Annotated in this window: 21 protein-coding genes; 9 read left to right on the forward strand and 12 right to left on the reverse strand. The window is 70.9% G+C overall.

Annotated features, from left to right (window positions below):
* Window positions 1–247: 247 nt before the first annotated feature.
* The gene (locus BM041_RS14395) at window positions 248–685 is read left to right on the forward strand and encodes a hypothetical protein (protein ID WP_175533936.1); all 438 of its coding nucleotides are present in this window, start codon (window positions 248–250) and stop codon (window positions 683–685) included.
* Here BM041_RS14395 and BM041_RS14400 read toward each other — a convergent pair.
* Window positions 669–1,157 (reverse strand): CinA family protein, encoded by a 489-nt coding sequence (locus BM041_RS14400; protein WP_092960581.1) that lies wholly within the window; start codon window positions 1,155–1,157, stop codon window positions 669–671. The genes BM041_RS14395 and BM041_RS14400 overlap by 17 nt on opposite strands.
* A gap of 228 nt (window positions 1,158–1,385) precedes the next feature.
* Between BM041_RS14400 and BM041_RS14405 the strand changes: the two genes are divergently transcribed.
* From BM041_RS14405 to BM041_RS14425, 5 genes are read left to right on the forward strand one after another with little or no spacing between them, the layout of a single operon-like run.
* Window positions 1,386–3,494 (forward strand): TonB-dependent receptor, encoded by a 2,109-nt coding sequence (locus BM041_RS14405; RefSeq protein ID WP_139226064.1) that lies wholly within the window; start codon window positions 1,386–1,388, stop codon window positions 3,492–3,494.
* Window positions 3,494–4,180, forward strand: coding sequence for a Fe2+-dependent dioxygenase (locus BM041_RS14410; protein WP_092960583.1), 687 nt, complete (start codon window positions 3,494–3,496; stop codon window positions 4,178–4,180). Before BM041_RS14405 ends, BM041_RS14410 begins: the two co-directional genes overlap by 1 nt.
* The gene (locus tag BM041_RS14415; RefSeq protein ID WP_092960584.1) at window positions 4,180–4,842 is read left to right on the forward strand and encodes a MotA/TolQ/ExbB proton channel family protein; all 663 of its coding nucleotides are present in this window, start codon (window positions 4,180–4,182) and stop codon (window positions 4,840–4,842) included. The genes BM041_RS14410 and BM041_RS14415 overlap by 1 nt, the downstream gene beginning before the upstream one ends.
* A 4-nt stretch (window positions 4,843–4,846) precedes the next feature.
* Complete coding sequence (locus BM041_RS14420) at window positions 4,847–5,278, forward strand: ExbD/TolR family protein (RefSeq protein ID WP_092960585.1); 432 nt, start codon at window positions 4,847–4,849, stop codon at window positions 5,276–5,278.
* Window positions 5,259–6,128: an energy transducer TonB gene (locus tag BM041_RS14425; RefSeq protein ID WP_092960586.1), complete on the forward strand. Its 870-nt coding sequence runs from the start codon at window positions 5,259–5,261 to the stop codon at window positions 6,126–6,128. Before BM041_RS14420 ends, BM041_RS14425 begins: the two co-directional genes overlap by 20 nt.
* Here the strand turns inward: BM041_RS14425 and BM041_RS14430 are convergent.
* Together BM041_RS14430 and BM041_RS14435 are read right to left on the reverse strand one after the other, a co-directional pair.
* Entirely contained in the window at window positions 6,125–7,426 is a 1,302-nt protein-coding gene (locus BM041_RS14430) for an NtaA/DmoA family FMN-dependent monooxygenase (protein WP_175533937.1), read from the reverse strand. The two genes, BM041_RS14425 and BM041_RS14430, sit on opposite strands and share 4 nt — an antisense overlap.
* 2 nt (window positions 7,427–7,428) lie before the next feature.
* Complete coding sequence (locus BM041_RS14435; RefSeq protein ID WP_175533938.1) at window positions 7,429–8,811, reverse strand: amidohydrolase family protein; 1,383 nt, start codon at window positions 8,809–8,811, stop codon at window positions 7,429–7,431.
* A gap of 93 nt (window positions 8,812–8,904) precedes the next feature.
* Here BM041_RS14435 and BM041_RS14440 point away from each other — a divergent pair, with 93 nt between their 5' ends.
* Complete coding sequence (locus BM041_RS14440; RefSeq protein ID WP_092960589.1) at window positions 8,905–10,458, forward strand: ABC transporter substrate-binding protein; 1,554 nt, start codon at window positions 8,905–8,907, stop codon at window positions 10,456–10,458.
* Between the two features lies 1 nt (window position 10,459).
* On the opposite strand, the gene BM041_RS14445 is transcribed toward BM041_RS14440, so the two are convergent.
* From BM041_RS14445 to BM041_RS14460, 4 genes are all read right to left on the reverse strand, one after another.
* Window positions 10,460–11,158 (reverse strand): SDR family NAD(P)-dependent oxidoreductase, encoded by a 699-nt coding sequence (locus BM041_RS14445; protein WP_092960590.1) that lies wholly within the window; start codon window positions 11,156–11,158, stop codon window positions 10,460–10,462.
* A 12-nt stretch (window positions 11,159–11,170) separates the two neighbouring features.
* Complete coding sequence (locus tag BM041_RS14450; RefSeq protein ID WP_092960591.1) at window positions 11,171–12,805, reverse strand: alpha-D-glucose phosphate-specific phosphoglucomutase; 1,635 nt, start codon at window positions 12,803–12,805, stop codon at window positions 11,171–11,173.
* A gap of 89 nt (window positions 12,806–12,894) precedes the next feature.
* On the reverse strand, window positions 12,895–14,205 hold the full coding sequence (gene cysG / locus BM041_RS14455; RefSeq protein ID WP_092960592.1) for a siroheme synthase CysG: 1,311 nt from the start codon (window positions 14,203–14,205) through the stop codon (window positions 12,895–12,897).
* Between the two features lie 50 nt (window positions 14,206–14,255).
* Entirely contained in the window at window positions 14,256–15,215 is a 960-nt protein-coding gene (locus BM041_RS14460) for a Bug family tripartite tricarboxylate transporter substrate binding protein (protein ID WP_092960593.1), read from the reverse strand.
* 137 nt (window positions 15,216–15,352) lie between these two features.
* Here BM041_RS14460 and BM041_RS14465 point away from each other — a divergent pair, with 137 nt between their 5' ends.
* Together BM041_RS14465 and BM041_RS14470 are read left to right on the forward strand one after the other, a co-directional pair.
* Window positions 15,353–15,664, forward strand: a complete 312-nt coding sequence (locus BM041_RS14465; RefSeq protein ID WP_092960594.1) for a DUF4387 domain-containing protein — start codon at window positions 15,353–15,355, stop codon at window positions 15,662–15,664.
* The gene (locus BM041_RS14470) at window positions 15,661–17,058 is read left to right on the forward strand and encodes an acyclic terpene utilization AtuA family protein (RefSeq protein WP_217648729.1); all 1,398 of its coding nucleotides are present in this window, start codon (window positions 15,661–15,663) and stop codon (window positions 17,056–17,058) included. The genes BM041_RS14465 and BM041_RS14470 overlap by 4 nt, the downstream gene beginning before the upstream one ends.
* Window positions 17,059–17,064: 6 nt before the next feature.
* Here BM041_RS14470 and BM041_RS14475 read toward each other — a convergent pair whose 3' ends face one another.
* The 5 genes from BM041_RS14475 to BM041_RS14490 form a co-directional block, all read right to left on the reverse strand.
* The gene (locus BM041_RS14475; RefSeq protein ID WP_092960596.1) at window positions 17,065–18,294 is read right to left on the reverse strand and encodes a putative bifunctional diguanylate cyclase/phosphodiesterase; all 1,230 of its coding nucleotides are present in this window, start codon (window positions 18,292–18,294) and stop codon (window positions 17,065–17,067) included.
* Window positions 18,295–18,406: 112 nt separating this feature from the next.
* The gene (locus tag BM041_RS30600) at window positions 18,407–18,556 is read right to left on the reverse strand and encodes a hypothetical protein (RefSeq protein WP_175533939.1); all 150 of its coding nucleotides are present in this window, start codon (window positions 18,554–18,556) and stop codon (window positions 18,407–18,409) included.
* A 196-nt stretch (window positions 18,557–18,752) separates the two neighbouring features.
* Window positions 18,753–19,358, reverse strand: a complete 606-nt coding sequence (locus tag BM041_RS14480) for a TetR/AcrR family transcriptional regulator (protein ID WP_092960597.1) — start codon at window positions 19,356–19,358, stop codon at window positions 18,753–18,755.
* A gap of 56 nt (window positions 19,359–19,414) precedes the next feature.
* Window positions 19,415–22,567, reverse strand: coding sequence for an efflux RND transporter permease subunit (locus tag BM041_RS14485; RefSeq protein ID WP_092960598.1), 3,153 nt, complete (start codon window positions 22,565–22,567; stop codon window positions 19,415–19,417).
* A 4-nt stretch (window positions 22,568–22,571) separates the two neighbouring features.
* The gene (locus BM041_RS14490; protein WP_092960599.1) at window positions 22,572–23,759 is read right to left on the reverse strand and encodes an efflux RND transporter periplasmic adaptor subunit; all 1,188 of its coding nucleotides are present in this window, start codon (window positions 23,757–23,759) and stop codon (window positions 22,572–22,574) included.
* Between the last annotated feature and the right edge of the window lie 79 nt (window positions 23,760–23,838).

Genomic DNA, 23,838 nt, shown 5'->3' on the forward strand with positions numbered 1-23,838 from the left:
TCGGCGCGACGATCATGGTCAGGGGCGGGTGCACGGTGCGTGATCCTCGTTCAGCACGGCGGGAGATGCGCCGCATACCACGCTTCGTCAAGGTAAAACTGATCATTATCGTGAAATTATCCGGCGCCGCGCCACAGCGACGCAAAGCGAGCCCAGGCAGCCGCTGGACGCAACCTCCTGTCGCCCGCCACGTCATTCAACGCCATCCTGTCGTTGAATAAGGCCGGCCCATCCGCTATGCCGCCGCATGGACCCCAACCCCGAGATCATCACCCGCATCGATGGCCGCCTCGACCGCCTCGGCCTGGCGGCGGAGGAGGCGGAGGTGGCGGCCGGCCTCAAGCCCGGCACGATCGTGGCCCTGCTGCGCGGCGATGGCGCCCTGCCGCGCGGCCAGGCGCTGAGGCGCCTCGCCAACGCGCTCGACGTGGACGAAGCCTTTCTGCTCGGCCTGGAACCCGGCGACCTCATCCCGCCGCATATGCTGGAGGAACCGCAGGGCGATCTCGGCCTGCTGGCGCCGGATGAAGAAGCGCTGCTGCGGCACTACCGGCGGCTCGATGTGCCGGCGCGCGCCGCCTTCGGCCTGGTGCTGGCCCGCGCCGCGGGGCCGGAGCCCGAGCCGCCCGCCACCGGGCGCGCGCGCCGCCAGCCCGGTGCCGCCGGGGTCAGCCGGCCTCGCTGATCGCCTGTTCCAGCAGGGCCAGCGCGGCCGCGGCGAAGCGGCGCATATTGGCCTCCCGCTCCGCGCTGCCGGTCTCCAGCGTCGTCACCCGCGCCACGGCGCCGGCCACCGCCAGGCAGGCATGGCCCGCCGCATCGCCGTAGCGGTTGCCGCTCGGCCCCGCGGCGCCCGTTTCCGCAATGCCCCAATCCGCGCCGAGCCGGCGCCGGATCGTCGCGGCGCAGAGCGCGGCGTAGGGTTCGCTGGCGGATCGCATCCCCCGCATGTCCTCGGCCGCGATGCCGAGCAGCCCGCTGCGCGCCTCCGCCGTATAGACCACGGCGCCGCCGCGGAAATAGGCGCTGGCACCGGGCAGGGCGAGCAGGCTGGCGGCAACCAGCCCGCCGGCCGCGGATTCCGACACCGCCACGGTTTCCCCGCGTGCCTTGAGCAGCAGGCCGATGCGGGTGGCGATCGGCAACAGGTCCTGCATGGCGGCGGCGCTCCTGACGGGCGCGGCAGAATCTTACAGTTTTTCAATGCCTGCAAGGCCGGCTGTCACGTTCCGTGATATTGCGAGGCATTCGCAAACAGTCTAATCGCGTCAGGGCCGGCGGCGTGCCGGCACTGTCCAGCCAAGCCAGCCAGCAACCGGGGCCCCTCCTCCTCTCCGCGCGCAAGCCAGCCAGGCGCCACTTCGAGCCCCTGGAGCGCCCCGCCCGTGAAGCCCGCCCCCCTCGTGAATCCCGGCCTGCTGAAGCCGACGCTCGGCCTGGCGGGTATCGGCCTCGTCACCGCCCTCGGCGCGCCCGCCGCCACCGCCCAGGAAGCCCCGGCCGCCGCGCTGCCGGAGATCGGCATCACCGGCCAGGCACCCTCGACCTACCGCACGGAAACCGCGCCGCTCAGCCGCAGCCCCGTCACGGCCGGGGAGATGCCGCAGACCGTGAACGTCATCCCCCGCGCGGTGATGGAGGAACGCGCCGCGACGACGGTGCGGGAGGCCCTGCGCAACGTCACCGGCATCAGCCTCTCGGCCGGTGAGGGCGGGTTCAGCGGCGACAATCTGACGCTCCGCGGCTTCTCCGCCCGCAGCGACTTCTTCATCGACGGCATCAGGGACACCGGCCAGTACACGCGCGATACCTTCTTCCTGGAATCGGTCGATGTGCTGAAGGGCCCGTCCTCCGTCATGTTCGGGCGCGGATCTACGGGCGGCGCGGTGGACCAGCGGTCGCGCTTGCCGCTGGCGACCAGCCAGGGCGAGGTCTGGATCTCCGGCTACTCCCCCTCCGGCGTGCGCGCCACCAGCGACGTGAACATCCGCGCGGGCGATGTGGCCGCGCGCATCGCCGCGATGGGGTCGCGCATCGATGCATCCCAGCGCGACCACGTCTTCAACGAACGCTGGGGCGTCTTTCCCTCCGTCACCTGGGGCATCGGCGGGCCGACCAGCCTGACGCTGTCCTGGCTGCACCAGGAAGAACGCAACATGCCGGACTACGGCGTGCCCTACCGCAATGGCCGCCCGCTGCGCGTTTCCACCAACACCTTCTACGGCCTGAACCAGACGGATGAGGAGAACACCCAGACCGATGTCTTCACCGCACGGCTTGAACATCGCGTGAATGAAGGCGTGCTGCTGCGCAACACCACGCGCTGGGCGAACTACTCCCGCGACGTCTCCGCCACCGCGCCGCGCCTGAACGCTGCCGGCACCGCCATCACGCGCCAGTCCCAGGTGCGATCCGGCTTCGACAGCATGATGGTGAACCAGTCGGAGGCGTCGCTGAACCTCAATTTGCTGGGCTTCCGCCACGACATCCTGGCGGGCGTGGAGTTCGGCCGGGAATCCTCGGAAGTCACGCGCTACAACCAGACCGGCCGGCCGCTCGCCAACCTGCTCTCGCCCGACTTCTACGACACGGGCAACATCGTCACCTCCCTGGCGTCGGACATCAAGACATCCGCCGATACCATGGCCTTCTACTTCGTCGACCGCATCCACCTCAGCGAGATGTGGGAGGTGATGCTGGGCGGCCGGTGGGAGAGCTTCGAGGCTTCCCAGACCAACCGCGGCACGTCGCAGGTCTTCGGCCGCACGGACCGGGAGGCGACCTGGCGCGGCGCGCTGATCTTCAAGCCGTGGGAGGGCGTGCGCACCTACGTCTCCGCTGGCACCTCCTTCAACCCCTCCGCCGAATCCCTCACGCTGGCGGCGAACAACGCGAATCTGGCGCCGGAGACGGCGACCACCTACGAATTCGGTGCCTCCTGGAACGTCGTCGATGGCGTCCGCCTGCAGGGCGCGCTGTTCCGGACGGAGAAGCTGAACGCCCGCACCAGCGATCCCGCCAATTCCACCCTGCAGGTGCTGGATGGCCAGGTGCGCGTGGATGGCGTGGAAGTCTCCGTCCAGGGCCGCGTCATGCCGGGCTGGAACATCATGGCCGGCTACACCTACATGCAGTCGGAGATCCGCAGTTCCGGCAATGCCGCGGAAGTCGGCAAGGAATTCGCGAACGTCCCGCCGCACTCGGCCTCCCTCTGGTCCACCTATGACCTGCCGGGCGACATCCAGATCGGCGGCGGCCTGTCCTTCGTGGACCGCCGCTACGCCAACACCACCAACACCACGCTGGCACCGTCCTACACCAGGCTCGACGCAGCCCTGGCCTGGACGCCGAGCCAGTCCAACCTCCAGGGGCTCCGCGTGCAGTTGAATGCCATCAACCTGGGCGATGCCCGCACCTATGACACGGTCTACACCGGCCATGTCGTGCCCGGCGTCGGCCGCACCTTCATCGCCAGCGCGGCGGTCCGCTTCTGATGCTGGTCGAGATCGCCGATATCCTGACGCCAGGGGAAGCGGCGCGCGCGCACGCCGCCCTGGCCGCCGCGCCCTGGATTGATGGCCGCGCCACGGCCGGCCATCAATCCGCGGCCGTGAAGCACAACCTTCAGATCGAGGAAGGCACCAGGCTCCACCAGGAACTCGGCGATCTCGTCCTCGGCGGGCTCGGACGGTCGGCGCTGTTCATCGCGGCGGTGCTACCCTTCCGCGTCTTCCCGCCGCTGTTCAACCGCTACGACCCGGGCATGAATTTCGGCGCGCATGTGGACAATGCCATCCGGCAGATCCGCGGCACGCCCCACCGCATCCGCACCGACGTCTCCTGCACGTTGTTCCTGACGCCGCCGGAGGATTACGACGGCGGCGAGCTGGTGGTGCAGGACACCTATGGCGAACAGCGCGTGAAGCTGCCCGCGGGCCATGCCGTGGTCTATCCCGCCACCAGCCTGCACCGGGTGGAGCCGGTGACGCGCGGCAGCCGCGTCTCCGCCTTCTTCTGGATCCAGTCGATGATCCGCGACGACATGCAGCGACGGCTGCTCTTCGACCTCGACATGGCGATCAATGGCGTGACGGCGGAACTGCCGCCGGGCCATGGCGGCCCCGTCGCGCTGACGGGCGTCTACCACAACCTGCTCCGGCAATGGGCGGAGGTCGCGTGATGCAGGACGCGATTCATGGGCCGGACCTTTCGCCGGTCGGCCTCATCCTCCAGGCCGGGCCGGTGGTGCAGGGCGTCATGGCGGTGCTCGCGCTGGCCTCCGTCGTCTGCTGGGCCGTGGCGATCGAGAAGGCGATCCTGCTGCGCCGCCTGAAGCGGGAAGTCGCCGCCCTGTCGCATATGGAGGCCAGCCATACGGGGGAGGGTCTGGCCGCCCGCCTGCATCGCGCCGCCGCGCGCGAATGGTCCGAAGGCCGCGAGCAGGGCGAAAGCCGCGGCGAATACCGGGAGAGGATCGAGCGCGCGATGCGCGACCTTCTGGGCGGCGCGCTGCGCGGCATGCAGGGCGGCGTGCCGATCCTGGCCACGACAGGCGCCGTGGCGCCCTTCGTCGGGCTGTTCGGCACGGTCTGGGGCATCATGGGCAGTTTCCAGGGCATCGCGAAGATGCAGGACACCAGCCTGGCCGTCGTCGCGCCGGGCATCGCGGAAGCGCTGCTGGCCACCGCCATCGGCCTGGTCGCCGCGATCCCCGCCGTCATCGCCTATAACCGCATCACGCTGCGCTTTGGCCGGCTGCGGCAGGAAGCGCTGTCCGCCATCGCGACCGTCGGCGCGCGGCTCTCCGCCCGCCCGCCCCGCGCCTCCCGCGCGGCGGAGTAGCGCCATGGCCTTCCGCCTGGGCGGCGAGGATGAGTCCGAGGACCACCCCATCGCCGAGATCAACGTGACACCCTTCGTCGACGTGATGCTCGTGCTGCTGATCGTCTTCATGGTGGCGGCGCCGATGATGCAGGCGGGCGTGCCGGTGGACCTGCCGCGCAGCGCCGCGCCGCGCGCCTCCTCCCCCCAGCCGCCGGTGCTGCTGACCGTGACGCGCGACGGCGCCATCCATCTCGACCAGGACCGCATCGAGGAAGCCGCGCTGTCGGACCGCCTGGTCGCGCTGCGCCAGGCGAATGAGAATGTGACGGTGCATGTGCGCGGCGATCGCAACGTGCCCTATGGCGATGTGCTGCGGGTCATGGGCCGCGTCGCCGCCGCCGGCATCTCCCGCGTCGCTCTGATCTCGGAGCCCGATGCCGGTGGGCGCCGCTGAACCCGCGCCCCTGCCGCGCGCCGCGCCGCTGCCGGCGGAGACGCTGCCGGTGATGGCGCAGCCGCGCTGGCCGCGCGCGCTGGGCGCTGGCCTCGCGATGTCGCTGCATGGGGGTGTCGCCGCGTGGCTGCTGCTGGTCCCGCCGGCGCAGGCCCTGCCGGAGCCGGTGATGATCCCGCTGCAGGCCGTGCTCGCCGATCCGGTCCTGGAGGAGAGCGAAGCCCCCGCCGCACAGCAGGCCGAGGCCGAGCCCGCGCAAGCTCCGCCGCCCGAGCCCGCGCCACCCGAGCCCGCGCCACCCGAGCCCCCGCCGCCAGAACCCGCGCCGCCCGAACCGCCCCCGCCGGTGCCGGAGCCGGTCGCCGAGCCGCCCCCGCCCGAGCCTGAACCCAGGCCGGAGCCGGCGCCGCCCGAACCGCCGCGCCCGGCGCCCCCGCCGCCGCGCCCCGCGCCGCCGCGGCCCGCCGCGTCCCGCGTGCCGGCCTCCGCCGCCATGCCCGCGCCCGCGACGTCGCCGGCGCCAGTGGCCTCCCCAGGCCCGCCCGCGCCCGTCGCGGCCTCCGGCCCGCCGCCCTCCTACCTCCAGGCCCTGGCGGGCGCGCTGGAGCGGCAGAAGCGCTATCCCGATGGCGCCCGGGCGCGGCGCGCCAGCGGCGTCACGATGCTGCGCTTCACCGTGCTGCGCGATGGCCGCGTGGCGCGCTGGCAGATCGCGCGCGGGTCGGGCGATGCGGAGTTGGATTCAGCCGTGGAGCAGATGATCCAGCGCGCGACGCTGCCCGCCTTCCCCGCGGGGATGGAGGGCGACCTGCTGGAGGTCACCGTCCCCATCCGCTTCCAGATCCGCTAGCCCGGATCGAGCAGGTTGCCCCGCAGCGTGGCCGCCGCGTAGCGCGTGCGGAACAGGCCGCGGCGCTGCAATTCGGGGACCAGCATCGTCGCCACTTCCTCGAAGGTGGTGGGGAAGACCGTGGGCGGCAGGATGAAGCCATCCGCCGCGCCGGATTTGAACCAATCCTCCATCATGTCCGCCACCTGCGCGGGCGTGCCCACCACCAGGTCGCGCGGCAGCCGCACCGCCTGCGCGAAGCTGATGCCCTTGGCCTTCGCCACCTGCATCACCCGGTCCCGGTGCCCCTGCACGCCCTGGTTTCCGGATTGCGCCACCAGCGCGCCCTCATCATCGATCACGCTGAGATCGGCGGCGACGGACCAGGAGGCGGCGGCGATGACGAGTTCCGGATCGACCTGGCTTTCGATGAAGGCCGCCTTTTCCTTCGCGATCGATTCCGTCTCCCCCAGCACCACGGTGAAGGAAGGCAGCACCGCGCATTCATCGGGGTTCCGGCCGATGGCGTCCATCCGCGCGCGGATGTCGGTGCGATAGGCCAGCGCGGCAGACTTTGTCGCGGGCGAGCAGAAGATCATTTCCGCCCATCGCGCCGCGAAGGCACGGCCGCGATCCGATGACCCCGCCTGCATGATGACGGGCCGCCCCTGCGGCGATCGGGGAATGGACAGCGGCCCGCGGCTCGCGACGTGCTTGCCCTTGTAGTGGGCGTAGCGGATCTTCGACGGGTCCGCGAAGACGCCGCTGGCCTTGTCCAGCACCAGCGCATCCTCGTCCCAGCCCTCCCACAGCGCGGTGCAGGCTTCCAGGATTTCATCCGCGCGGTCGTAGCGCTGGTCCTTCGGCGGCAGCCCTTCCTCCCCGCAATTCTGCGCCTCGAACTCCCGCGCCGTGGTCACGACGTTCCAGGCCACGCGGCCCTTGCTGAGGATATCCAGCGACCCCAGGCTCCGCGCCAGATTATAGGGGTTGTGGAAGGTGGTGGAGAGCGTGGCGCCGAGGCCGAGCCGCGACGTGACGCGCGCCATCAGCGGCAGCAGCGTCATCGGATCGAGCAGCGAGAGCTGTCCGCCGCGCCCGACATAATCGTCGAAATTCCCCTTGTAGAGATCGGGCACGCCGAGCCCGTCCGCAAAGAAGCAGGCATCGAAGAAGCCGGCTTCCAGCACCTGGGCGATGCGTTCCCACCGCGTCGGCTCGAACAGGTCGTCCAGCGTCGCGGTCGGGTGGCGCCAGGTGCTGGGATAGCTCGCGCTCGGCCCCGTCTTCATGTAGGCGACCAGGTGCATCTTCCGCATGGTCAGATGTCCAGCCAGCGCAGCGCGCGCGGGGGCGGCAGGTCGGGGTTCGCCGCCAGCATCCGCGCCCAGACCGACTGCGTCACGCCCTGCGCCTCCTCGATCAGCGCCTGTTCATCCGTGACCAGCAGCTTGCCGTCCCGCAGCACGAATTCCCCATCCACCATCACGCTCTCCACCGTGCCGGGATGGCCGTAATGGACGATATTGCCGATGAGGTTCGTCACCGGCCGCAGCGCGGGGCTGTTCAGGTTGAGGAAGGTGAGGTCCGCCTTCTTCCCCGCCTCGATGCTGCCGAGGTCGTGGCTGCGTCCTATCGATCTTGCGCCGTTCACGTTCACCGCATCGAAGATCGCCTCGGGCTGCGGATCGACGCCCTGGATGCCCTCCGCGCCGCGATGCACGATCAGGCCGATCTTCATGGCGTGGAACATGTCCTCCGTCATGTTGTCGGTGCCGAAGCAGATGTTGACGCCGGCGGCGCGGATCTTCTTGGCGAGGACCGGATGCGGCCCGCGGCGGGATCCGTTGGCGGGGCAATGCACCATCTGCATGCCGCGCTCGCCGAGCAGCGCGACATCGCTCTCCGTGCAGTAGGTCCAATGTGCCGCGACGACATCGGGCGCCGCCCAGCCATGCCGCGCCAGGTATTCCGCCGGTGTGCAGCCATAGCGGTCCCGCACCGCGCGGATTTCCTCGATGGACTGCGCCAGGTGGATGGTACGGGGCATGTCATGCCGGCGCGCCAGTTCGGTCAGTTTCTCCAGGTATTCGGGCGTGCAATTGTCGGTCGCATGCGCTGCGATCTGGATCTGCAACCGCCCGTCATGCGTGTTGTGGAAACGCTCGATCCCAGCCTTCGTGCGCTCGAGAAAGATCTCGCCGAAGGCCGGGTCGGGCGACCAGTCGCCATGGCGGATCTTCAGCGTGTTCACGTCGGCGCAATTCTCGCTGAGCACTAGCCGCACGCCGAGCCCCGCCATCGCATCCGCGTAGTCCGGCACATGGCGGAAGGGATCGACGAAGGTGGTGCAGCCGGACCTTATGCCCTCCACGATGCCGAGCATCCCCATCACCGCGCGCTCATGCGGCGTCATGGTGTAGGACACCGGCGACATGTAGCCATAGACGGCGTTGCCCGCCCAATCCTCCACCGTCGCGCGCAGGACGGTCAGGATGGTGTGGGTATGCGCGTTGATGAAGCCGGGCAGCACCGCCTTGCCCCGCGCGCTCATCCGCGGAAGGTCCTGATGCGCTTCCTGCATCGCGGCGGTCGGGCCGATGGCGGCGATCCGGTCGCCGCGGATCGCGATGGCGCTGCGGTCAAGGATTGTGCGCGCTGCATCCTGCGTGACGATGACTGCATCGGTGATGAGCAGGTCCATCGGGCAATGCGCTCCCTCGCGGTGCTGACCGCGATTGCGGCGCCGCATCGCGATCCATAGGATCGACGGGAAGCATGTTCATGGGGTGTCCCGATGCGCAAGACCCTGCTTGCCGCGCTGCTTGCCGTGTCGCCCGCGGCGATGGCGCAGACGCTGTCCATCGGCGTCGGCGGTGCCTTCACCTCCATGGACCCGCACTACCACACCCTCACGCCCAACAACGCGCTGACCAAGCATGTCTTCGAACGCCTGGTCGCGACCGATGAGGATTTCCGCCTCAAGCCCGGCCTCGCCACGTCATGGGAGGCGATCAGCGACACGGTCTGGGAGTTCAGGCTGCGGCCGGGCGTCACCTGGCATGACGGCACGGCCTTCACGGCGGAGGATGTCGTCTTCTCCTTCGAGCGCGTCCCCCAGGTCCGCAACAGCCCCGGCAGCTTCACCATCTACACGCGCCCCGTCCAGCGCATCGAGGTGATGGATGCGCACACCATCCGCCTCCACACCGTCACGCCGAACCCGCTGATCCCGAATCTGATGAGCGGCATCACCATCATCAACCGGAGCCTCAGCCTGCAGGTGGAGACGGCCGAGTTCAACAGCGGCCGCGCCGCCATCGGCACCGGCCCCTACCGCCTGGTGTCCTATTCCCCGGGCAGCGAGGCGGTGATGGCGCGCAACCCCGCCTGGTGGGGCGGCGCGCAGCCCTGGGCGCGCGTCAACTACCGCGTCATCGCCAATGACGCGTCGCGCATCGCGGCGCTGCGCGCGGGCGATGTCGATGTCATCGATGCCGTCTCCACCCGCGACGTGGACGCGCTGAAGACCAACCCCGCCATCACCATCGCCAGCCGCCCGGCGCTGCGGAACATCTACCTCTACCTCGACCACCGGCGGGACGACACGCCGGGTGTCACCGGCCTGAATGGCGAACGCCTGCCGCGCAGCCCGCTGCGCGACCAGCGGGTGAGGGAGGCGCTCTCCCTCTCCATCAACCGCGACGCCATCGTCCGCCAGGTCATGGGCGGCTATGCCACGCCATCGGGCCAGTTCCTCGCCGCCGGGATGATGGGCCATGATCCCGAGACCCGCCCCGATCCCTTCGACCCCGCCCGCGCCCAGCGCCTGCTGGCGGAGGCGGGCTTCGCCGCCGGCTTCCGCGTGGTGCTCGCCGGTCCCAATGACCGCTACGTGAATGACGACCGCATCATCCAGGCCGTGGCGCAGATGTGGTCGCGCATCGGCGTGCGGACGGAGATCCAGGCGCTGCCCTCCAACGTCTATTTCACCCGTTCGGCGCGAGAGGAATTCTCCGTGGGCCTCAGCGGTTGGGGTACCGGCACGGGGGAGCCTGACAGCCCCATGGTCGCGCTGATCGCGACGCCGGATCGGGCGCGGGGTCGCGGCACCTCCAACCGCTCGATGTATTCGAACCCCGCCTTCGACGCGGTGCTGGACCGCGCGCTGTCCACGCTGGACCCCGCGGCGCGGGAGGCCACGTATCGGGAGGCCACCCGCATCGCCATGCGCGATTACGCCATCATCCCGCTGCACCACCAGGTGAACATCTGGGCGGCCCGCCGCGGCCTGCGCGTCGTCGCGCGGAACGATGAGGAGACCTACGCCATGTCGGTCTCCCCGGAATAGCTCAGCCCCTGCCGGTCACCGGCAGCAGCACGCCCGTGATGCCGCTCGCCGCCGGGCTCACCAGGAAGGAAGCGGCCTCCGCCAGCTGCGCCGGCTGCACCCAGCCCGACGTATCCGCCCCCGGCATCGCCGCGCGGTTCTGCGGCGTGTCGATGGTGCCGGGCAGGATGGCGTTCACGCGCAGCCCCGTGGGCTTCAGCTCCTCCGCATAGGCTTCCACCAGGCGCAGCACGCCCGCCTTGCTGGCGGAATAGGCCGCGAGTTGCGCGGGCGCCTTCAGCGCCGCCATGGCGCCGATCGCCACCAGGCTGCCGCGGCCGGCGGGGCGCATCGCCGCGATGGCGGCGCGGAACAAGTTCACCGTGGTCATCAGGTTCAGCCGGAACATCCGCTCGAACAGTTCGGCGCCACCATCCCCGATGGAGGCCATGTCGAAGCCCCCCACGGTATGCACCACGCCATCGAGGCGCCCGAAGCGCGCCAGCACCGCCGCCACCGCGGCCTCGCAGGCCGCGGCGTCGCTGAGGTCCACGCCTGCCAGCGGCAGATGCCCAACCCCCGGCAGCGCCGCCACCATCGCCTCCAGCGGTTCCGCCACGCGGTCCAGCGCCACCACGGTGGAGCCGCGCGCGGCCAGGGCGGTGGCCACCGCGCGGCCGAGATTGCCGGCCGCGCCGGTGACGAGTGTGATGTCAGCCATGATCTTCGTGCCTCACGTGATGATGCTGGGCTCCGCGCGGCCGGTATGCGCCGCGATCTGCGCGATCTCCCGCGCCGCGGCGATCACGGGGGCCAGCACCTCCTGCACCGGCAGGGCGTGGCGCGCGGCATCGGGTTCGAAGCGTTCGAGGTAGACGCGCAGCGTCGCCCCCACCGTGCCCGTGCCGGACAGGCGGAACACCGCGCGCGCATCCTCCGCGAACAGGATGCGCACGCCCTGCGCGGGCGTCACGCTGCCATCGACGGGGTCTGCATAGGCGAAGTCATCGGCTTCCGCGACCGTCAGCCCGGCGAAGGACTGGCCGGCCAGCGTGGGCAGCTTATCGCGCAGCGCCGCCATCAGCGCCTTGGCGGCGTCGCTGTCCACTTCCTCATAGTCATGGCGGCTGTAGTAGTCCCGCCCGAATTCCGCCCAATGGTCCCGCACGATCGCATCGGCGCGCCGGCCCGTCGCGGCGATGATGGTCAGCCAGATCAGCACGGCCCAGAGGCCATCCTTCTCCCGCACATGGTTCGACCCGGTGCCGGCGCTTTCCTCCCCGCACAGGGTGATGCGGCCGGAATCCAGCAGGTTGGCGAAGAACTTCCAGCCCGTCGGCGTCTCGTAGCTGGGAATGCCGAGGCGCTTCGCCACGCGGTCCACCGCGCGGCTGGTGGGCATGGAGCGTGCGACGCCTGCCAGGCCCGCGGCATAGCCCGGTGCGCGATGGGCATGGGCCGCCAGGATCGCCAGGCTGTCCGAGGGCGTCACGAACATCCCCGGCGCCACGATCATGTTCCGGTCGCCATCGCCATCGCTGGCGGCGCCGAAATCGGGCGGCGCGTCGCCCATCATCTCCGCCATCAGATCGGCGGCGTGGACGGGGTTCGGGTCCGGGTGGTGGCCGCCGAAATCGGGCAGGGGGGTCGCGTTCACGACGGTGCCGGCGGGCGCGCCGAGACGCCCCTCGATGATCGCCTTCGCATAGGGGCCGGTCACCGCGCTCATCGCATCGAAGCGCATGCGGAAGCCGGCCGCGAACATCGCGGCGATGGCGGGGAAGTCGACCAGCGTTTCCATCAGCGCGGCATGGCCGGCGACGGGGTCGATGACGGCGACGATGCTGTCCAGCAGGCGGGTTTCACCGATCGCGTCGATGTCCGGCGCCGCTTCCGCCGCGATCCGGTATGCCGTCAGCGCGGCGGCGCGGCGATGGATCGCCTCCGTCACCTCCTCCGGCGCCGGGCCGCCATTCGCCGTGTTGAACTTGATGCCGAAATCGCCGTCCGGCCCGCCGGGATTGTGGCTGGCGGAGAGCACGATGCCGCCGATCGCGCCGCTCGCGCGGATCAGCGCCGATGCCGCGGGGGTGGACAGCAGCCCGCCCTGTCCCACCAGGATGCGCCCGGCCCCGGCGGCGGCGGCCATGCGGATCGCCGTCTCCGCCACCTGCCGGTTGAGGTATCGCCCGTCGCCGCCGATCACCAGAGTCGCGCCGCGCAGCTTGTCGCCGACGACATCAAGGATCGACTGGAGAAAATTCTCGACATAGTGGGGCTGCTGGAAGACCGGCACCTTCTTCCGCAGGCCGGATGTGCCGGGTCGCTGGTCGGCAAAAGGCGTCGTCGCCACCTGGCGGATGGGCATCCCTGCGGTTCCTCCGGTCGATCTGACCGTGCTTGTGCCACGGCGAGGCGCCGAACAGAACCGGGGCAGGGTCGTTCCGCCGGATCCGATCACGAAGCCGCAGGCGGCGCCCCCAGCGCGACGGCACCGCCCACCAGCACCAGCGCCGGCGCCCCGCTGGCCCAGCCCTCCGCCAGCGCGGCGATGGTGCCGATGGTGCCGGGCAGGCTGCGCGCGCGGTCCGTGCCGCCATTCTCGATGATGGCGGCCGGCGTCGCGGGGTCCATGCCCGCGCCGACCAGCCCATCCCGCAGCAGCGGCAGCGACGCCAGGCCCATATAGACCGCGATGGTCTGCCGCGGCCTGGCCAGCGCCGCGAAATCCAGGTCCAGCCTGCCATCCCGCAGATGCCCCGTGGCGAAGGTCACGGTGCGGGCGGCATCGCGATGGGTCAGCGGGATGCCCGCGCTGGCCGCGCAGGCCAGCGCGGCGGTGACGCCGGGCACCACCTCATGCGCGATGCCGGCTTCCCGCAGGGCCAGGATTTCATCGCCCCCGCGCCCGAAGACGTAGGGATCGCCGCCCTTCAGCCGCACCACGCGCCTGCCCTCCCGCGCCAGGCGCACCAGCAGGGCGTTGATCCCGTCCTGCGGCAGGCTGTGCGCGGCGCCTGCCTTGCCGACGAGGATGCGTTCCGCATCCCGCCGCGCCATGTCCAGCACCTCCGCCGTCACCAGCCGGTCATGCACGATGACATCGGCCTCCCCCATCAGCCGCAGGGCGCGGAGCGTCAGCAGATCCGCCGCGCCCGGCCCGGCGCCCACCAGGTAGACGATCCCGGGCGGCGTGGTGTCGGACGCGTCCAGCGCCGCGGCGAAGGCCGCCTCCGCCTCCTCCACCCGCCCCGCCAAGGCGAGGTCCGCCGGCGCGCCCGTCAGCGCCTGGTCGAGAAAGCGCCGCCGCGCGGCCAAATCCGGCAGCCGGGCGCGGATTGCCGCCTGGAAGCGTTCCGCCAGCGCCGCCAGCGTGCCGATGGCGGGGGGCAGCAGCGTCTCGATCCGCTGGCGGATCATGCGGGCCAGCACCGGCGCCGCGCCGCCCGTGCTGACCGCGACGGTGACCGGCGCGCGGTCGATGATGGCGGGGGTGATGAAGGAACACAGCGCCGGCCGGTCCACCACATTCACCGGGATGCCGCGCGCCTGGGCGGCTTCCGACAGCGCGCGCAATTCGGCATCCGGCGCATCGGCGCCGACGGCCAGCACCACGCCATCCAGCATCGCCGGCGCGAAGCTGTCGGCCTGCCGGATGATGGCGCCGGCGCGCCGCAGCGGCTCCGCCTTGCGCGCCGCCACCTCCCCGCTGCCTAGGAGCAGCACGGTCCGGCCGCGCAGGTCTAGGAAGGCGGGAAAATGGCGCATCACGCGCCTTCTGCCACGCGCGCGCCCGCCGGCGAAGTGTTCTCAGGCCGTCAGAACTCGATACGGATATTGGCGCGGCGGACGAATTCCACCCAGAACGCCGTGCTTTCCTTCATCAGCGCCGAGAATTCCGGGCCGCGCAACGCCATGGGTTCCACCATCAGCGCATCCAGCCGCGCCCGCGTCTCCGGCTGCGCCAGCGTCGCGATGACGGCCTCGCCGAGCGAAGCGACGGTCGCGGCTGGCGTCGCCACCGGGACCACCATGCCGAACCAGGCATCGACGACGAGGTCCGGCACGCCGCCCTCCGCCGTGGTCGGCACATCGGGCAGCGCCGCCAGGCGGGATGGCGCCGTCACCGCCAAGGCGCGCAGGCGGCCGCCGGACAGGAAGGGGGACATGGCGGCGAGCGTATCGCAGCTGAACAGCTCCCGCCCCGCCGCCAGATCGGTCAGGGCGGGCGCGCTGCCGCGATAGGACACGCCCTCCGCCCGCACCCCCGCGCGTGCCAGGAACAATTCGGCGGTCAGGTGGCCGATGGTGCCGACGCCGCCCATGGCGAAATTGCCGCCGCCCGCCCGCAACCGCGCCACCAGGTCCTGCAGGCTGCGCGGTGCATCGGCGCCGGCATGGGTCGCGATCAGGTAGTAGGACCGCGCGCAGCCCGCGACGGCGGCGAAATCCCGGTCCACCCGATAGCCCGCATGGGGGTTCTGCGCGGCATTGATGCCGAGTGACGAACTCGTGCCCATCACGATGGTGCTGCCATCGGCTGGCGCCCGTGCGCCCTGTTCCGTGCCGGTGGTGCCGCCGCCGCCGGGCCGGTTCTCCACCACGATGGTCTGGCCCAGCACGTCCTTCATGCCGTTGGCGACGATGCGCGCGATGGTGTCGCTGCCGCTGCCCGGCGCGAAGGGCACGAGCAGCCGGATGGAGGGCCGCGGCTGCGCCAGCGCCGGCGTCGCCAGCGCCAGCGGCGTGCCCAGCAGCAGGCGCCGAGAGATCGTCATTGCCGTGTCCTCCGCGCGCGCCTTGGCGGCGCGTCGCCCCGACTGTCGGAAGCAGCGCGGCCAGCGTCAAGCACGGCTTGACCCCGGCAGGCACGGGGCGGAGCATCCCGCCGCAAGACCTCGGGGGAAACGGCGGGATGAGTGGCCGGAGACTGATCGACATCGCGCGCGTGATCCGCAGCAAGAATGCGGGCCCGCTGCATTGCACGCTCGACATCCTCTTCGACGATGACGCGACGTTCCGGGAGGCGCTGGCATCGCCCGCCATGACGGTGGAGGCGATGGCGCGTCTCTACGGCGTTTCCGCCACCACGGTGGAGGTCATTCCCTACGCCGCGGCCCATGCCATCAAGGTGGTGCTGGACCGCCCGGTGGTGGCGGGCTCGCCCGGTGATTCCGATGTCTATGGCGCGCAGCAACACGCGCCGCTGCTGGGGGTGGTGCTGTGAGCGTTGTCGGGAAGCTGATGGACCAGGGGCTGCGCCCGGGCGTGAAGCTGCGCGTGCTCGCGGCCTCCGGCCAGCTCGGCAATGGCGTGCCGGAGGCTGCGCTGAAGGCGGGGCTGGCGCGCGCGCCGCATGTGCTGGGCTGCGACATGGGCTCCATCGATGTCGGCCCCGCCTATCTCGGCGGTGGCCGCCTGGCGACCAGCCCCGCCATCACGAAGCGCGACCTTCGCCTGGTGATCCATGGTGCGCGGCAGGTCGGCGTGCCGCTGCTGATCGGCAGCGCGGGCACCGCCGGCGCGCGCCCGCATCTCGACCAGGCGCTGGCGATGATCCATGCCATCGCGAAGGAGGATGGGCTGAAGCTCCGCGTCGCCGTCATCGCCGCCGACATGGACCGCGACTGGCTGCGCGGCATGGCGCAGGCCGGGCGCGTGCAGCCCATCGGCGCCATCGGCGCGCTGACATCGGCGATCATCGACGGCGCCGCCCACATCGTCGGCCAGATGGGGACGGAGGCGTTTCTCCGCGCCCTGGCGATGGAGCCCGACATCATCCTGGCCGGCCGCGCCTGCGATACCGCGGTCTTCGCCGCCGTGCCGCTGCTGCTGGGCTATCCCGCCGGTCCCGCCACCCACATGGCGAAGATCATCGAATGCACCTCGCTCTGCTGCATCCCCGGCGGGCGGGACGCCATGCTCGGCACGCTGATGGGCGACAGCTTCGAGCTGGAGAGCATGAACCCCGCGCGCGCCGCCACCCCCGTCTCCGTCGCCGCGCACAGCCTGTATGAACAGGCGGACCCGCTGCGGGTGCATGAGCCCGAGGGGATGATGGACACGACCGATGCGCGCTACGAGGCGATCGACGATCGCCGCGTCCGCGTCTCCGGCGCCACCTGGGTGCCGGCCACGCAGCACAGCATCAAGGTGGAGGGCGCGACCTTCGTCGGCGAACGCGCCGTGCTGCTGGCCAGTACCACCGACCCCCGCGTGATCGAGAACCGCGAGAGCATCGCCGCGGGGGTGCGCAGGATCGTCGCCGACATCCTGCCCGGCGCCGGCGACTACGACCTCCGCTTCCGCGCCTATGGCACCGGGGAGACGAACCTGTTCCCCGGCGCGCGTGAGGGCCTGCCCGTGCCGGCGGAGGTGTTCTTCCTGCTGGAATGCATCGCGGGGGATGCCGATACCGCCAAGGCCATCATCGGCGTCGCCAAGCAGAACCTGCTGCATTTCGGCTTCCCGGGGCGCCTGTCCACCGGCGGCAATATCGCCTTCCCCTTCACGCCGCCGGAACTGCCGGCGGGCACGGCCTATCGCTACAGCGTCTACCACATCGCCGAATGCGACGACCTCGCCGCCGCCTTTCCCGTGCGGATGGAGACGGTGGGGTAGGCCCGCCTACCCGAAGCGCGCCAGAAGGGACGGGATGGCGGAGGGCGGCTGCGCGGGGCTGAACAGGAAGCCCTGCGCCTCCCCACAGCCTTCCGCCGCCAGGCGCTCGAACTCCGCGGGGGTGTTCACCCCCTCCGCCGTCGTCGCCAGGCCGAGGTCGGCCGCCAGCCGCATGATGGCGCGGATGATCGCCGCCCCCTCCCGCTGCGTGTCCACGCCGACCACCAGGTTGCGATCGATCTTCACGCGTCCCACGGGGAAGCTGCGGAGCTGCGTGAGGGAGGAGAAGCCCGACCCGAAATCGTCCAGCGCCAGCGCCACGCCCTGCGTCCGCAGGGAGGCCAGCGCATGGGACGCGGCGCGTTCATCGCCGAGGAACGTCACCTCGCTCAGTTCCAGTTCCAGGCGACGCGCGGGCAGCGCGCTCGCCGCCAGCGCATCCGCCACCAGCCGCGGCAGCATCTCCTCCCGCAACTGGGTGGGGGAGATGTTGACCGTGACGCGGAGATGCTCCGGCCAGGTCGCCGCATCCCGGCACGCCTGGCGCAGCACCTGGTCGCCGAACTGCGTGATGAGGCCCGTCTCCTCCGCCAGCGGCACGAATTCAACCGGGGAGACGAAGCCGCGCGTCGGATGCCGCCAGCGGGCCAGCGCCTCGAACCCCGCCAGGCGGCGGGTCGCGGCGGCGATGATGGGCTGGTAGTGCACCTCGATCTGCCGCTGGGCCAGCGCCTGGCGCAGATCGGCTTCCGCCAAGCGGATGCTCTGCGCGCCGCGCAGCGCGGCGGGGGCGAAGATCGCCAGGCGATCGCCTGTGCCCGGCCTTGCCGTGGACAGCGCGAGTTCCGCATCCCGCATCAGCGCATCCGGATCCGACCCGTCTTCGGAGACGGCGACGCCGACCCGCGTCGCCAGCAGCGTCGTCCCGTCGCCCGTCGCGACCGGCACCGCCATGTCGCGCAGCAGGGCGGCGGACAATTCATGCACGGTGGCGGCGGGGCAGCCCGCCAGCAGGACGGCGAAATCATCCGCCCCGATACGCGCCGCGACGGCGCCCGGGGGCAGGCGGCGCGCGATGCGGGTGGCGGCGATCCGCACCGCCTCCTCCGCCGCCGCGCGGCCGAATTCGGCGCGGTGCCCTTCCAGGCTGACCAGCAGGATGGCGGCGTTGTCCGGGCGTTCCGCATAGGCCCAGGCGCCGCGCACCGCCCGGCCTTCCTTCAGGCAGGTCGCCATCGGGCATTCGTCATGCGGCAGTTCCGACCCGTCCGGCGCCAGGATCCGCCAGGACCCGCACCAGCGCTGGTCATGCAGGGCGGGGCGCCAGCCCCACAGCGTGGCGGCGGCCTCATTTGTAATAGGTCAGCGTCCCCGCAACATCCGTGGTGTAGACCGCTACGCCCAGCGCATCGATCAGCGGCCGCGCCGCCTGCCGCCCATCTGCCGCCCCGTCGTCCCGGCCCAGATGGTCGATGAAGGCGGCCAGATCGTCCGACATGGGCAAAAGGTCCGGATGAGGAATGCCGGAAGCGGGAGCAAGCCTGGCCAAGCCGTCCATGGGCGCCTCGCGGATTCGGGTCGGTGAAATCGCCAGGGCAGACGATTCCTTACAATCGCTAACGCCTAGTTGATCGCTCGCATGCCAGAGGCAAGGCGTGGTTGCAAAACAAACTTAAATTCATTCCGCTTGGCGATCACGCCGCGGGCCGCGCCGCCGCCCCGTGCAGGAAGATGGCCACCGCCCGCCGCGCCAGCCCCGCCACCTCCGCCCCGTCCGGCGACGCCCGCAGGCCCAGCAGCAGCTTGATCTGCACCGCCCCCAGCGCCATGCCGAGCAGCAGCCGCGCGCCGGCTTCCGCATCCTCCAGCAGCAGCCGCCCGCGGCCGATCTCCCGTTCCAACCGCCGCTGAAGGGTGGTGGCGCCCCGGGCCAGGATCACGCGGTGGAAGGATTCGGCCAGTTCGGGCGTCCGTCCGCCCTCCGCGATCACCAGGCGGAAGATCGCGGTCTGCCGGGCGGAGAGCAACTGTCCCGCCGCCTGTTCCAGGATTCCGGCCAGGCCGGCCGCCAGATCCTCCGTCTCGCCCTCCGACTCCGGCAGCGCATGGACGGGGGCGAGCGCGGCGGCGATGCAGGCCTCGAACAGCGCCGCCTTGGAGGGGAAGTGCTGGTAGAGCGTGCGCTTGGACATGCCCGCCAGGCGCGCCACGTCATCCAGCCGCGCCTCCGCATAGCCATCCCGCAGGAAGACCTGCCCCGCAGCCTCGCACAGCAGGCGGGCGCGTTGCGGGCCGGGCATCCTCGCCCGCCCCGGCCCGCGTCGCGGTGCCGCCGCCACGCGGCCCAGCAAGGCGGTCACTCCCCGGGCGCGGGGATGGCCGCGGCGGGGGGGGCGCCCTGCTTCGCGCGGGCGGGCTTGGTGCGGAACAGCCGCAGCACCAGCATGAAGAACACCGGCACGAAGATGATGGCGAGCACCGTGCCCGTCACCACGCCGCCGATCACGCCGGTGCCGATCGCGTTCTGCCCGCCCGATCCCGCGCCCGTCGCGATGGCCAGCGGCACCACGCCCAGCGTGAAGGCCAGCGACGTCATGATGATGGGGCGCAGCCGCTGCCGCGCCGCCACCGCTGTCGCCTCCATCACGCTGCGCCCGTGGTCGAAGCCTTCCTTCGCGAATTCGACGATCAGGATGGCGTTCTTCGCCGTCAGCCCGATCGTCGTCAGCAGCCCCACCTGGAAATAGATGTCGTTCGACATGCCCCGCATGATGCTGGCCACCACGGCGCCGAGGATGCCGAGCGGCACCACCAGCATCACCGCCGTCGGGATCGACCAGCTTTCATACAGCGCCGCCAGGCAGAGGAAGACGACGAGCAGCGAGATGGCATAGAGCGCCGGCGCCTGGCCCGACGAACGCCGTTCCTCGAAGGACAGGCCCGACCAGTCGAAGCCGATCCCGGGTGGCAGCTGCGCCGCCAGCCGTTCCATCTCCGCCATCGCCTGGCCGGTGGTGTAGCCCGGCGCCGGCCCGCCCTGGATCTCCCGCGACGCGATGCCGTTGAAGCGTTCGAGGCGCGGGGACCCATAGACCCATTCCGTCCGCCCGAAGGCGGAGAAGGGCACCATCTGCCCCTGGGCGTTGCGGACGAACCAGCGGTCCAGATCGCCCGGCAGCATCCGCGCCGCCGCATCGCCCTGCATGTAGACGCGCTTGATGCGGCCGCGATCCATGAAGTCGTTGACGTAGGTCGCACCCCAGGCAGTGGACAGCGTGGTGTTCACGTCGGTGATGGACAGGCCGAGCGCGCTGGCGCGCTCCCAATCCACCAGCAGGCGAAACTGCGCTTCGTCATTCAGCCCGTTGGGACGCACGCCGGCCAGGATCGGGCTCTGCCCCGCGAGCCCCAGCAGCTGGTTGCGCGCCTCCATCAGCCTGGCGTGGCCGAGCCCGGCGCGATCCAGCAGTTGGAAGGTGAAGCCCGTGGCGTTGCCGAGTTCCGTGATGGCGGGCGGCGAGAAGGAGATGACGATCGCATCCTGCCAGCCCGCGAAGCGCCGGTTGATGCGCGCCGTCAGCGCCTGGACCTTGTTCTCCGCCCCCGGCCGGTCCGCCCAGGGCCGCAGGCTGATGAAGCCGAGGCCCGAATTCTGCCCGCGGCCGCCGAAGCTGAAGCCGTTGATGGTGAAGATCGAGGCGACGACGCCGCTCTCCTCCTCCCGCAGGTAGCGCGTGATCTCATCCAGCGTGCGCTGCGTGCGTTCCGTGGTGGCGCCGGGCGGGCCGATCACCTGCACGAAGGCGGTGCCCTGGTCCTCATTCGGCAGGAAGCCGCCGGGCAGGCGCAGGAAGGAATAGCCCAGCGCGGCGATCAGCGCGGCATAGACCACCATCATGCGCCAGGGCCGCTTCATGCTACCGCGGATGCCGCGTTCATAGACCTTCGACCCGCGGTAGAAATTGCGGTTGAACCAGCCGAAGAAGCCCCGCGTGCCCTGGCCCGGCTTGTGCGGCTTCAGCAGCGTGGCGCAGAGCACGGGGGTGAAGAAGATCGCGACCGCGACGGACAGCCCCATGGCGGTGGCGATGGTGATCGAGAACTGCCGGTAGATCACGCCCACCGACCCGCCGAAGAAGGCCATGGGCAGGAACACCGCCGACAGCACCAGGCCGATGCCGACCAGCGCGCCGGTGATCTGGTCCATCGATTTGCGCGTGGCCTCGAGCGGGGAGAGGTGTTCCTCCCCCATCAGCCGCTCCACATTCTCCACCACCACGATGGCGTCATCGACCAGCAGGCCGATGGCCAGCACCAGGCCGAACATGGTCAGCGAATTGATGGAGTATCCCGCCGCCGCCAGCATCGCGAAGGTGCCCAGCAGCACGACGGGGATCGCCAGCGTCGGGATCAGCGTGGCGCGCCAGTTCTGCAGGAACAGGAACATCACGAGGAAGACGAGGACCACCGCCTCCACCAGCGTGTGCATCACGCTGGTGATGGACAGGCGCACGAAGGGCGTGGTGTCCAGCGGGTAGACCACCTCCAGCCCCTGCGGGAAATTGGGCTTCAGCCGTTCGATGGTCGCGCGGACATTGTTGGCGGTGTCCAGCGCATTGGCGCCACTCGCCAGCCGGATGCCGATGCCGGCGGAAGGCTGGCCGTTGAAGCGGGTGGTGAAGGCGTAGTTCTCCGCCCCGATCTCGACCCGCGCCACGTCCCGCAGCCGCACCTGCGACCCGTCCGCCCGCACGCGCAGCAGGATGGAGGCGAATTCCTGCGGCGTCTGCAGGTAGGACGGCCCGATGATGGTGGCGTTGAGCTGCTGCCCCTGCACCTGGGGCAGCGCCCCCATCTCACCGGAGGAGACCTGGACATTCTGCGCGCGGATGGCGTTGGCGACATCGCCCGGCGTCATGCCGTAGTTCAGCAGGCGGGCAGGATCGAGCCAGATGCGCATCGCGTATTGCGCGCCGAAGACCTGGTAGTCACCCACCCCCGGCGTGCGGCTGATCGGGTCCTGCACGCTGGTGACGAGGAAGTCGGAGATGTCGGTATTCGCCATCGTGCCGTTGGTGGACACGAAGCCCACGACCAGCAGGTAGTTGTTGCCGGATTTCGTGACGCGGATGCCCTGCTGCTGTACCACCAGCGGCAGGCGCGGCGTGGCGAGCTGCACCTTGTTCTGCACCTGCACCTGCGCGACATCGGGGTTGGTGCCCTGCGCGAAGGTCAGCTGGATGGTGGCGCTGCCATCCTTGGACGCGTTGGAGGAGAAATAGAGCAGGTTGTCGATGCCGCTCAGCTGCTGCTCGATGACCTGCACCACCGTGCTCTGCACCGTCTCCGCGGAGGCTCCGGGGTAGGAGACCTGGACCGAGATCGCGGGCGGCGCGATGGCGGGATACTGCGCCACCGGCAGCGTGCGCAGCGCCAGCAGCCCGGCCAGCATGATGCCGATGGCGACCACCCAGGCGAAGACCGGGCGGTCGATGAAGAACCGTGCCATCGCCTCAGCTGCCCGCGCGGGCCACGGGGGCGGCGCGTTCGGTCGGGTTCACCCGCGCGCCGGGGCGGATGCGCTGCACGCCCTCCACCACCACGCGGTCACCGGGGACGACGCCTTCCGTCACCAGCCAGTCCGTGCCGATGGCGCGCGTCGTGCGCAAGGTCCGCGCCTCCACCACGTTCTGGGCATTCACGACGAAGGCCATGGGCTCACCCCGCGGGGTGCGGGACACCGCCTGCTGCGGCACCAGCAGCGCGCGGTCGGTGACGCCTTCCTCCACCTCCGCGCGCACGAACATGCCGGGCAGCAGCAGCTGGTCCGGGTTCGGGAAGACCGCGCGCATGGTGACGGACCCCGTGCCCTGGTCCACGATCACCTCGCTGAACTGGATCTCCCCGGGATGCGCGTAGCGGGACCCGTCCTCCAGGATCAGGGATGCCGAGGCCAGGTCGATGGAGGGACGCCGCAGCGCGCCGCTCGCGACATCCCGCCGCTGCTGCAGCAGCGCGGCACTCGGCTGCGTCACATCCACATAGATGGGGTCGAGCTGCGTCACCGTGACCAGCGCCGCCGCCTGGTTCGCCGTCACCAGCGCGCCCGGCGTCACGGTGGAACGCCCCGTGCGGCCATTGATGGGGGAGGAGACGCGCGTGAAGGCCAGGTCGATGCGCGCCGTCTCCAGCGCCGCCCGGGCGGACATCACATCGGCCTGCGCCGTGCGGAAGGCCGCTTCGGCATTCTCCAAATTCTGCTGCGACACGGCCTGCGCCTGCGCCAGGGACCGGTAGCGCGTCGCCGTGCCGCCGGCCGCGCGTTCCGTCGCCTCCGCCCGCGCCAGCGCGGCTTCCGCGCGGCGGACGGCTGCTTCCAGCGTGGCGGGGTCGATCTGGAACAGGGGCTGGCCGGCGGAGACGCGTTCGCCTTCCGTGAACAGCCTTTCCCGCAGCACGCCGCCGACCTGCGGCCGCACTTCCGCGACGCGATAGGGCGCGGTGCGGCCGGGCAGCGTCGTCGTCACCGGCACTTCCTTGCGTTCCAGCGTCACCACCGTGACGGCGGGCGGCGGGGGCGGCGCGCCCTGCGCCGCCGCCGGCTTCGGCGGTTCGTCGCAGGATGCCAGGACGCCCAGCATGGCGAGGCAGGGCAGCAGGCGGCGCGGCAGGGTGTGCCGCAAGCCGGGGGAGGGGTGCATGCGACCTCGATGAAACGCGTCTTTGTCGGGTTCGGAAACTGGCGCGTTTCCAGCCCGAGTCAACATAACTTGCTGCAAC

It is taken from the genome of Falsiroseomonas stagni DSM 19981 (assembly GCF_900114315.1).
Classification (GTDB): Bacteria; Pseudomonadota; Alphaproteobacteria; order Acetobacterales; family Acetobacteraceae; genus Falsiroseomonas; species Falsiroseomonas stagni.

What these genes read in the sequence shown, in the direction of transcription:
- BM041_RS14395 (WP_175533936.1), top strand. Translation starts at nt 248, where the DNA reads ATGGACCCCAACCCCGAGATCATCACCCGCATCGATGGCCGCCTCGAC.
- BM041_RS14400 (WP_092960581.1), bottom strand. Translation starts at nt 1,157, where the DNA reads ATGCAGGACCTGTTGCCGATCGCCACCCGCATCGGCCTGCTGCTCAAG.
- BM041_RS14410 (WP_092960583.1), top strand. Translation starts at nt 3,494, where the DNA reads ATGCTGGTCGAGATCGCCGATATCCTGACGCCAGGGGAAGCGGCGCGC.
- BM041_RS14415 (WP_092960584.1), top strand. Translation starts at nt 4,180, where the DNA reads ATGCAGGACGCGATTCATGGGCCGGACCTTTCGCCGGTCGGCCTCATC.
- BM041_RS14420 (WP_092960585.1), top strand. Translation starts at nt 4,847, where the DNA reads ATGGCCTTCCGCCTGGGCGGCGAGGATGAGTCCGAGGACCACCCCATC.
- BM041_RS14425 (WP_092960586.1), top strand. Translation starts at nt 5,259, where the DNA reads ATGCCGGTGGGCGCCGCTGAACCCGCGCCCCTGCCGCGCGCCGCGCCG.
- BM041_RS14430 (WP_175533937.1), bottom strand. Translation starts at nt 7,426, where the DNA reads ATGCGGAAGATGCACCTGGTCGCCTACATGAAGACGGGGCCGAGCGCG.
- BM041_RS14435 (WP_175533938.1), bottom strand. Translation starts at nt 8,811, where the DNA reads ATGGACCTGCTCATCACCGATGCAGTCATCGTCACGCAGGATGCAGCG.
- BM041_RS14440 (WP_092960589.1), top strand. Translation starts at nt 8,905, where the DNA reads ATGCGCAAGACCCTGCTTGCCGCGCTGCTTGCCGTGTCGCCCGCGGCG.
- BM041_RS14445 (WP_092960590.1), bottom strand. Translation starts at nt 11,158, where the DNA reads ATGGCTGACATCACACTCGTCACCGGCGCGGCCGGCAATCTCGGCCGC.
- BM041_RS14450 (WP_092960591.1), bottom strand. Translation starts at nt 12,805, where the DNA reads ATGCCCATCCGCCAGGTGGCGACGACGCCTTTTGCCGACCAGCGACCC.
- cysG (WP_092960592.1), bottom strand. Translation starts at nt 14,205, where the DNA reads ATGCGCCATTTTCCCGCCTTCCTAGACCTGCGCGGCCGGACCGTGCTG.
- BM041_RS14460 (WP_092960593.1), bottom strand. Translation starts at nt 15,215, where the DNA reads ATGACGATCTCTCGGCGCCTGCTGCTGGGCACGCCGCTGGCGCTGGCG.
- BM041_RS14465 (WP_092960594.1), top strand. Translation starts at nt 15,353, where the DNA reads ATGAGTGGCCGGAGACTGATCGACATCGCGCGCGTGATCCGCAGCAAG.
- BM041_RS14475 (WP_092960596.1), bottom strand. Translation starts at nt 18,294, where the DNA reads ATGGCGACCTGCCTGAAGGAAGGCCGGGCGGTGCGCGGCGCCTGGGCC.
- BM041_RS30600 (WP_175533939.1), bottom strand. Translation starts at nt 18,556, where the DNA reads ATGTCGGACGATCTGGCCGCCTTCATCGACCATCTGGGCCGGGACGAC.
- BM041_RS14480 (WP_092960597.1), bottom strand. Translation starts at nt 19,358, where the DNA reads ATGCCCGGCCCGCAACGCGCCCGCCTGCTGTGCGAGGCTGCGGGGCAG.
- BM041_RS14485 (WP_092960598.1), bottom strand. Translation starts at nt 22,567, where the DNA reads ATGGCACGGTTCTTCATCGACCGCCCGGTCTTCGCCTGGGTGGTCGCC.
- BM041_RS14490 (WP_092960599.1), bottom strand. Translation starts at nt 23,759, where the DNA reads ATGCACCCCTCCCCCGGCTTGCGGCACACCCTGCCGCGCCGCCTGCTG.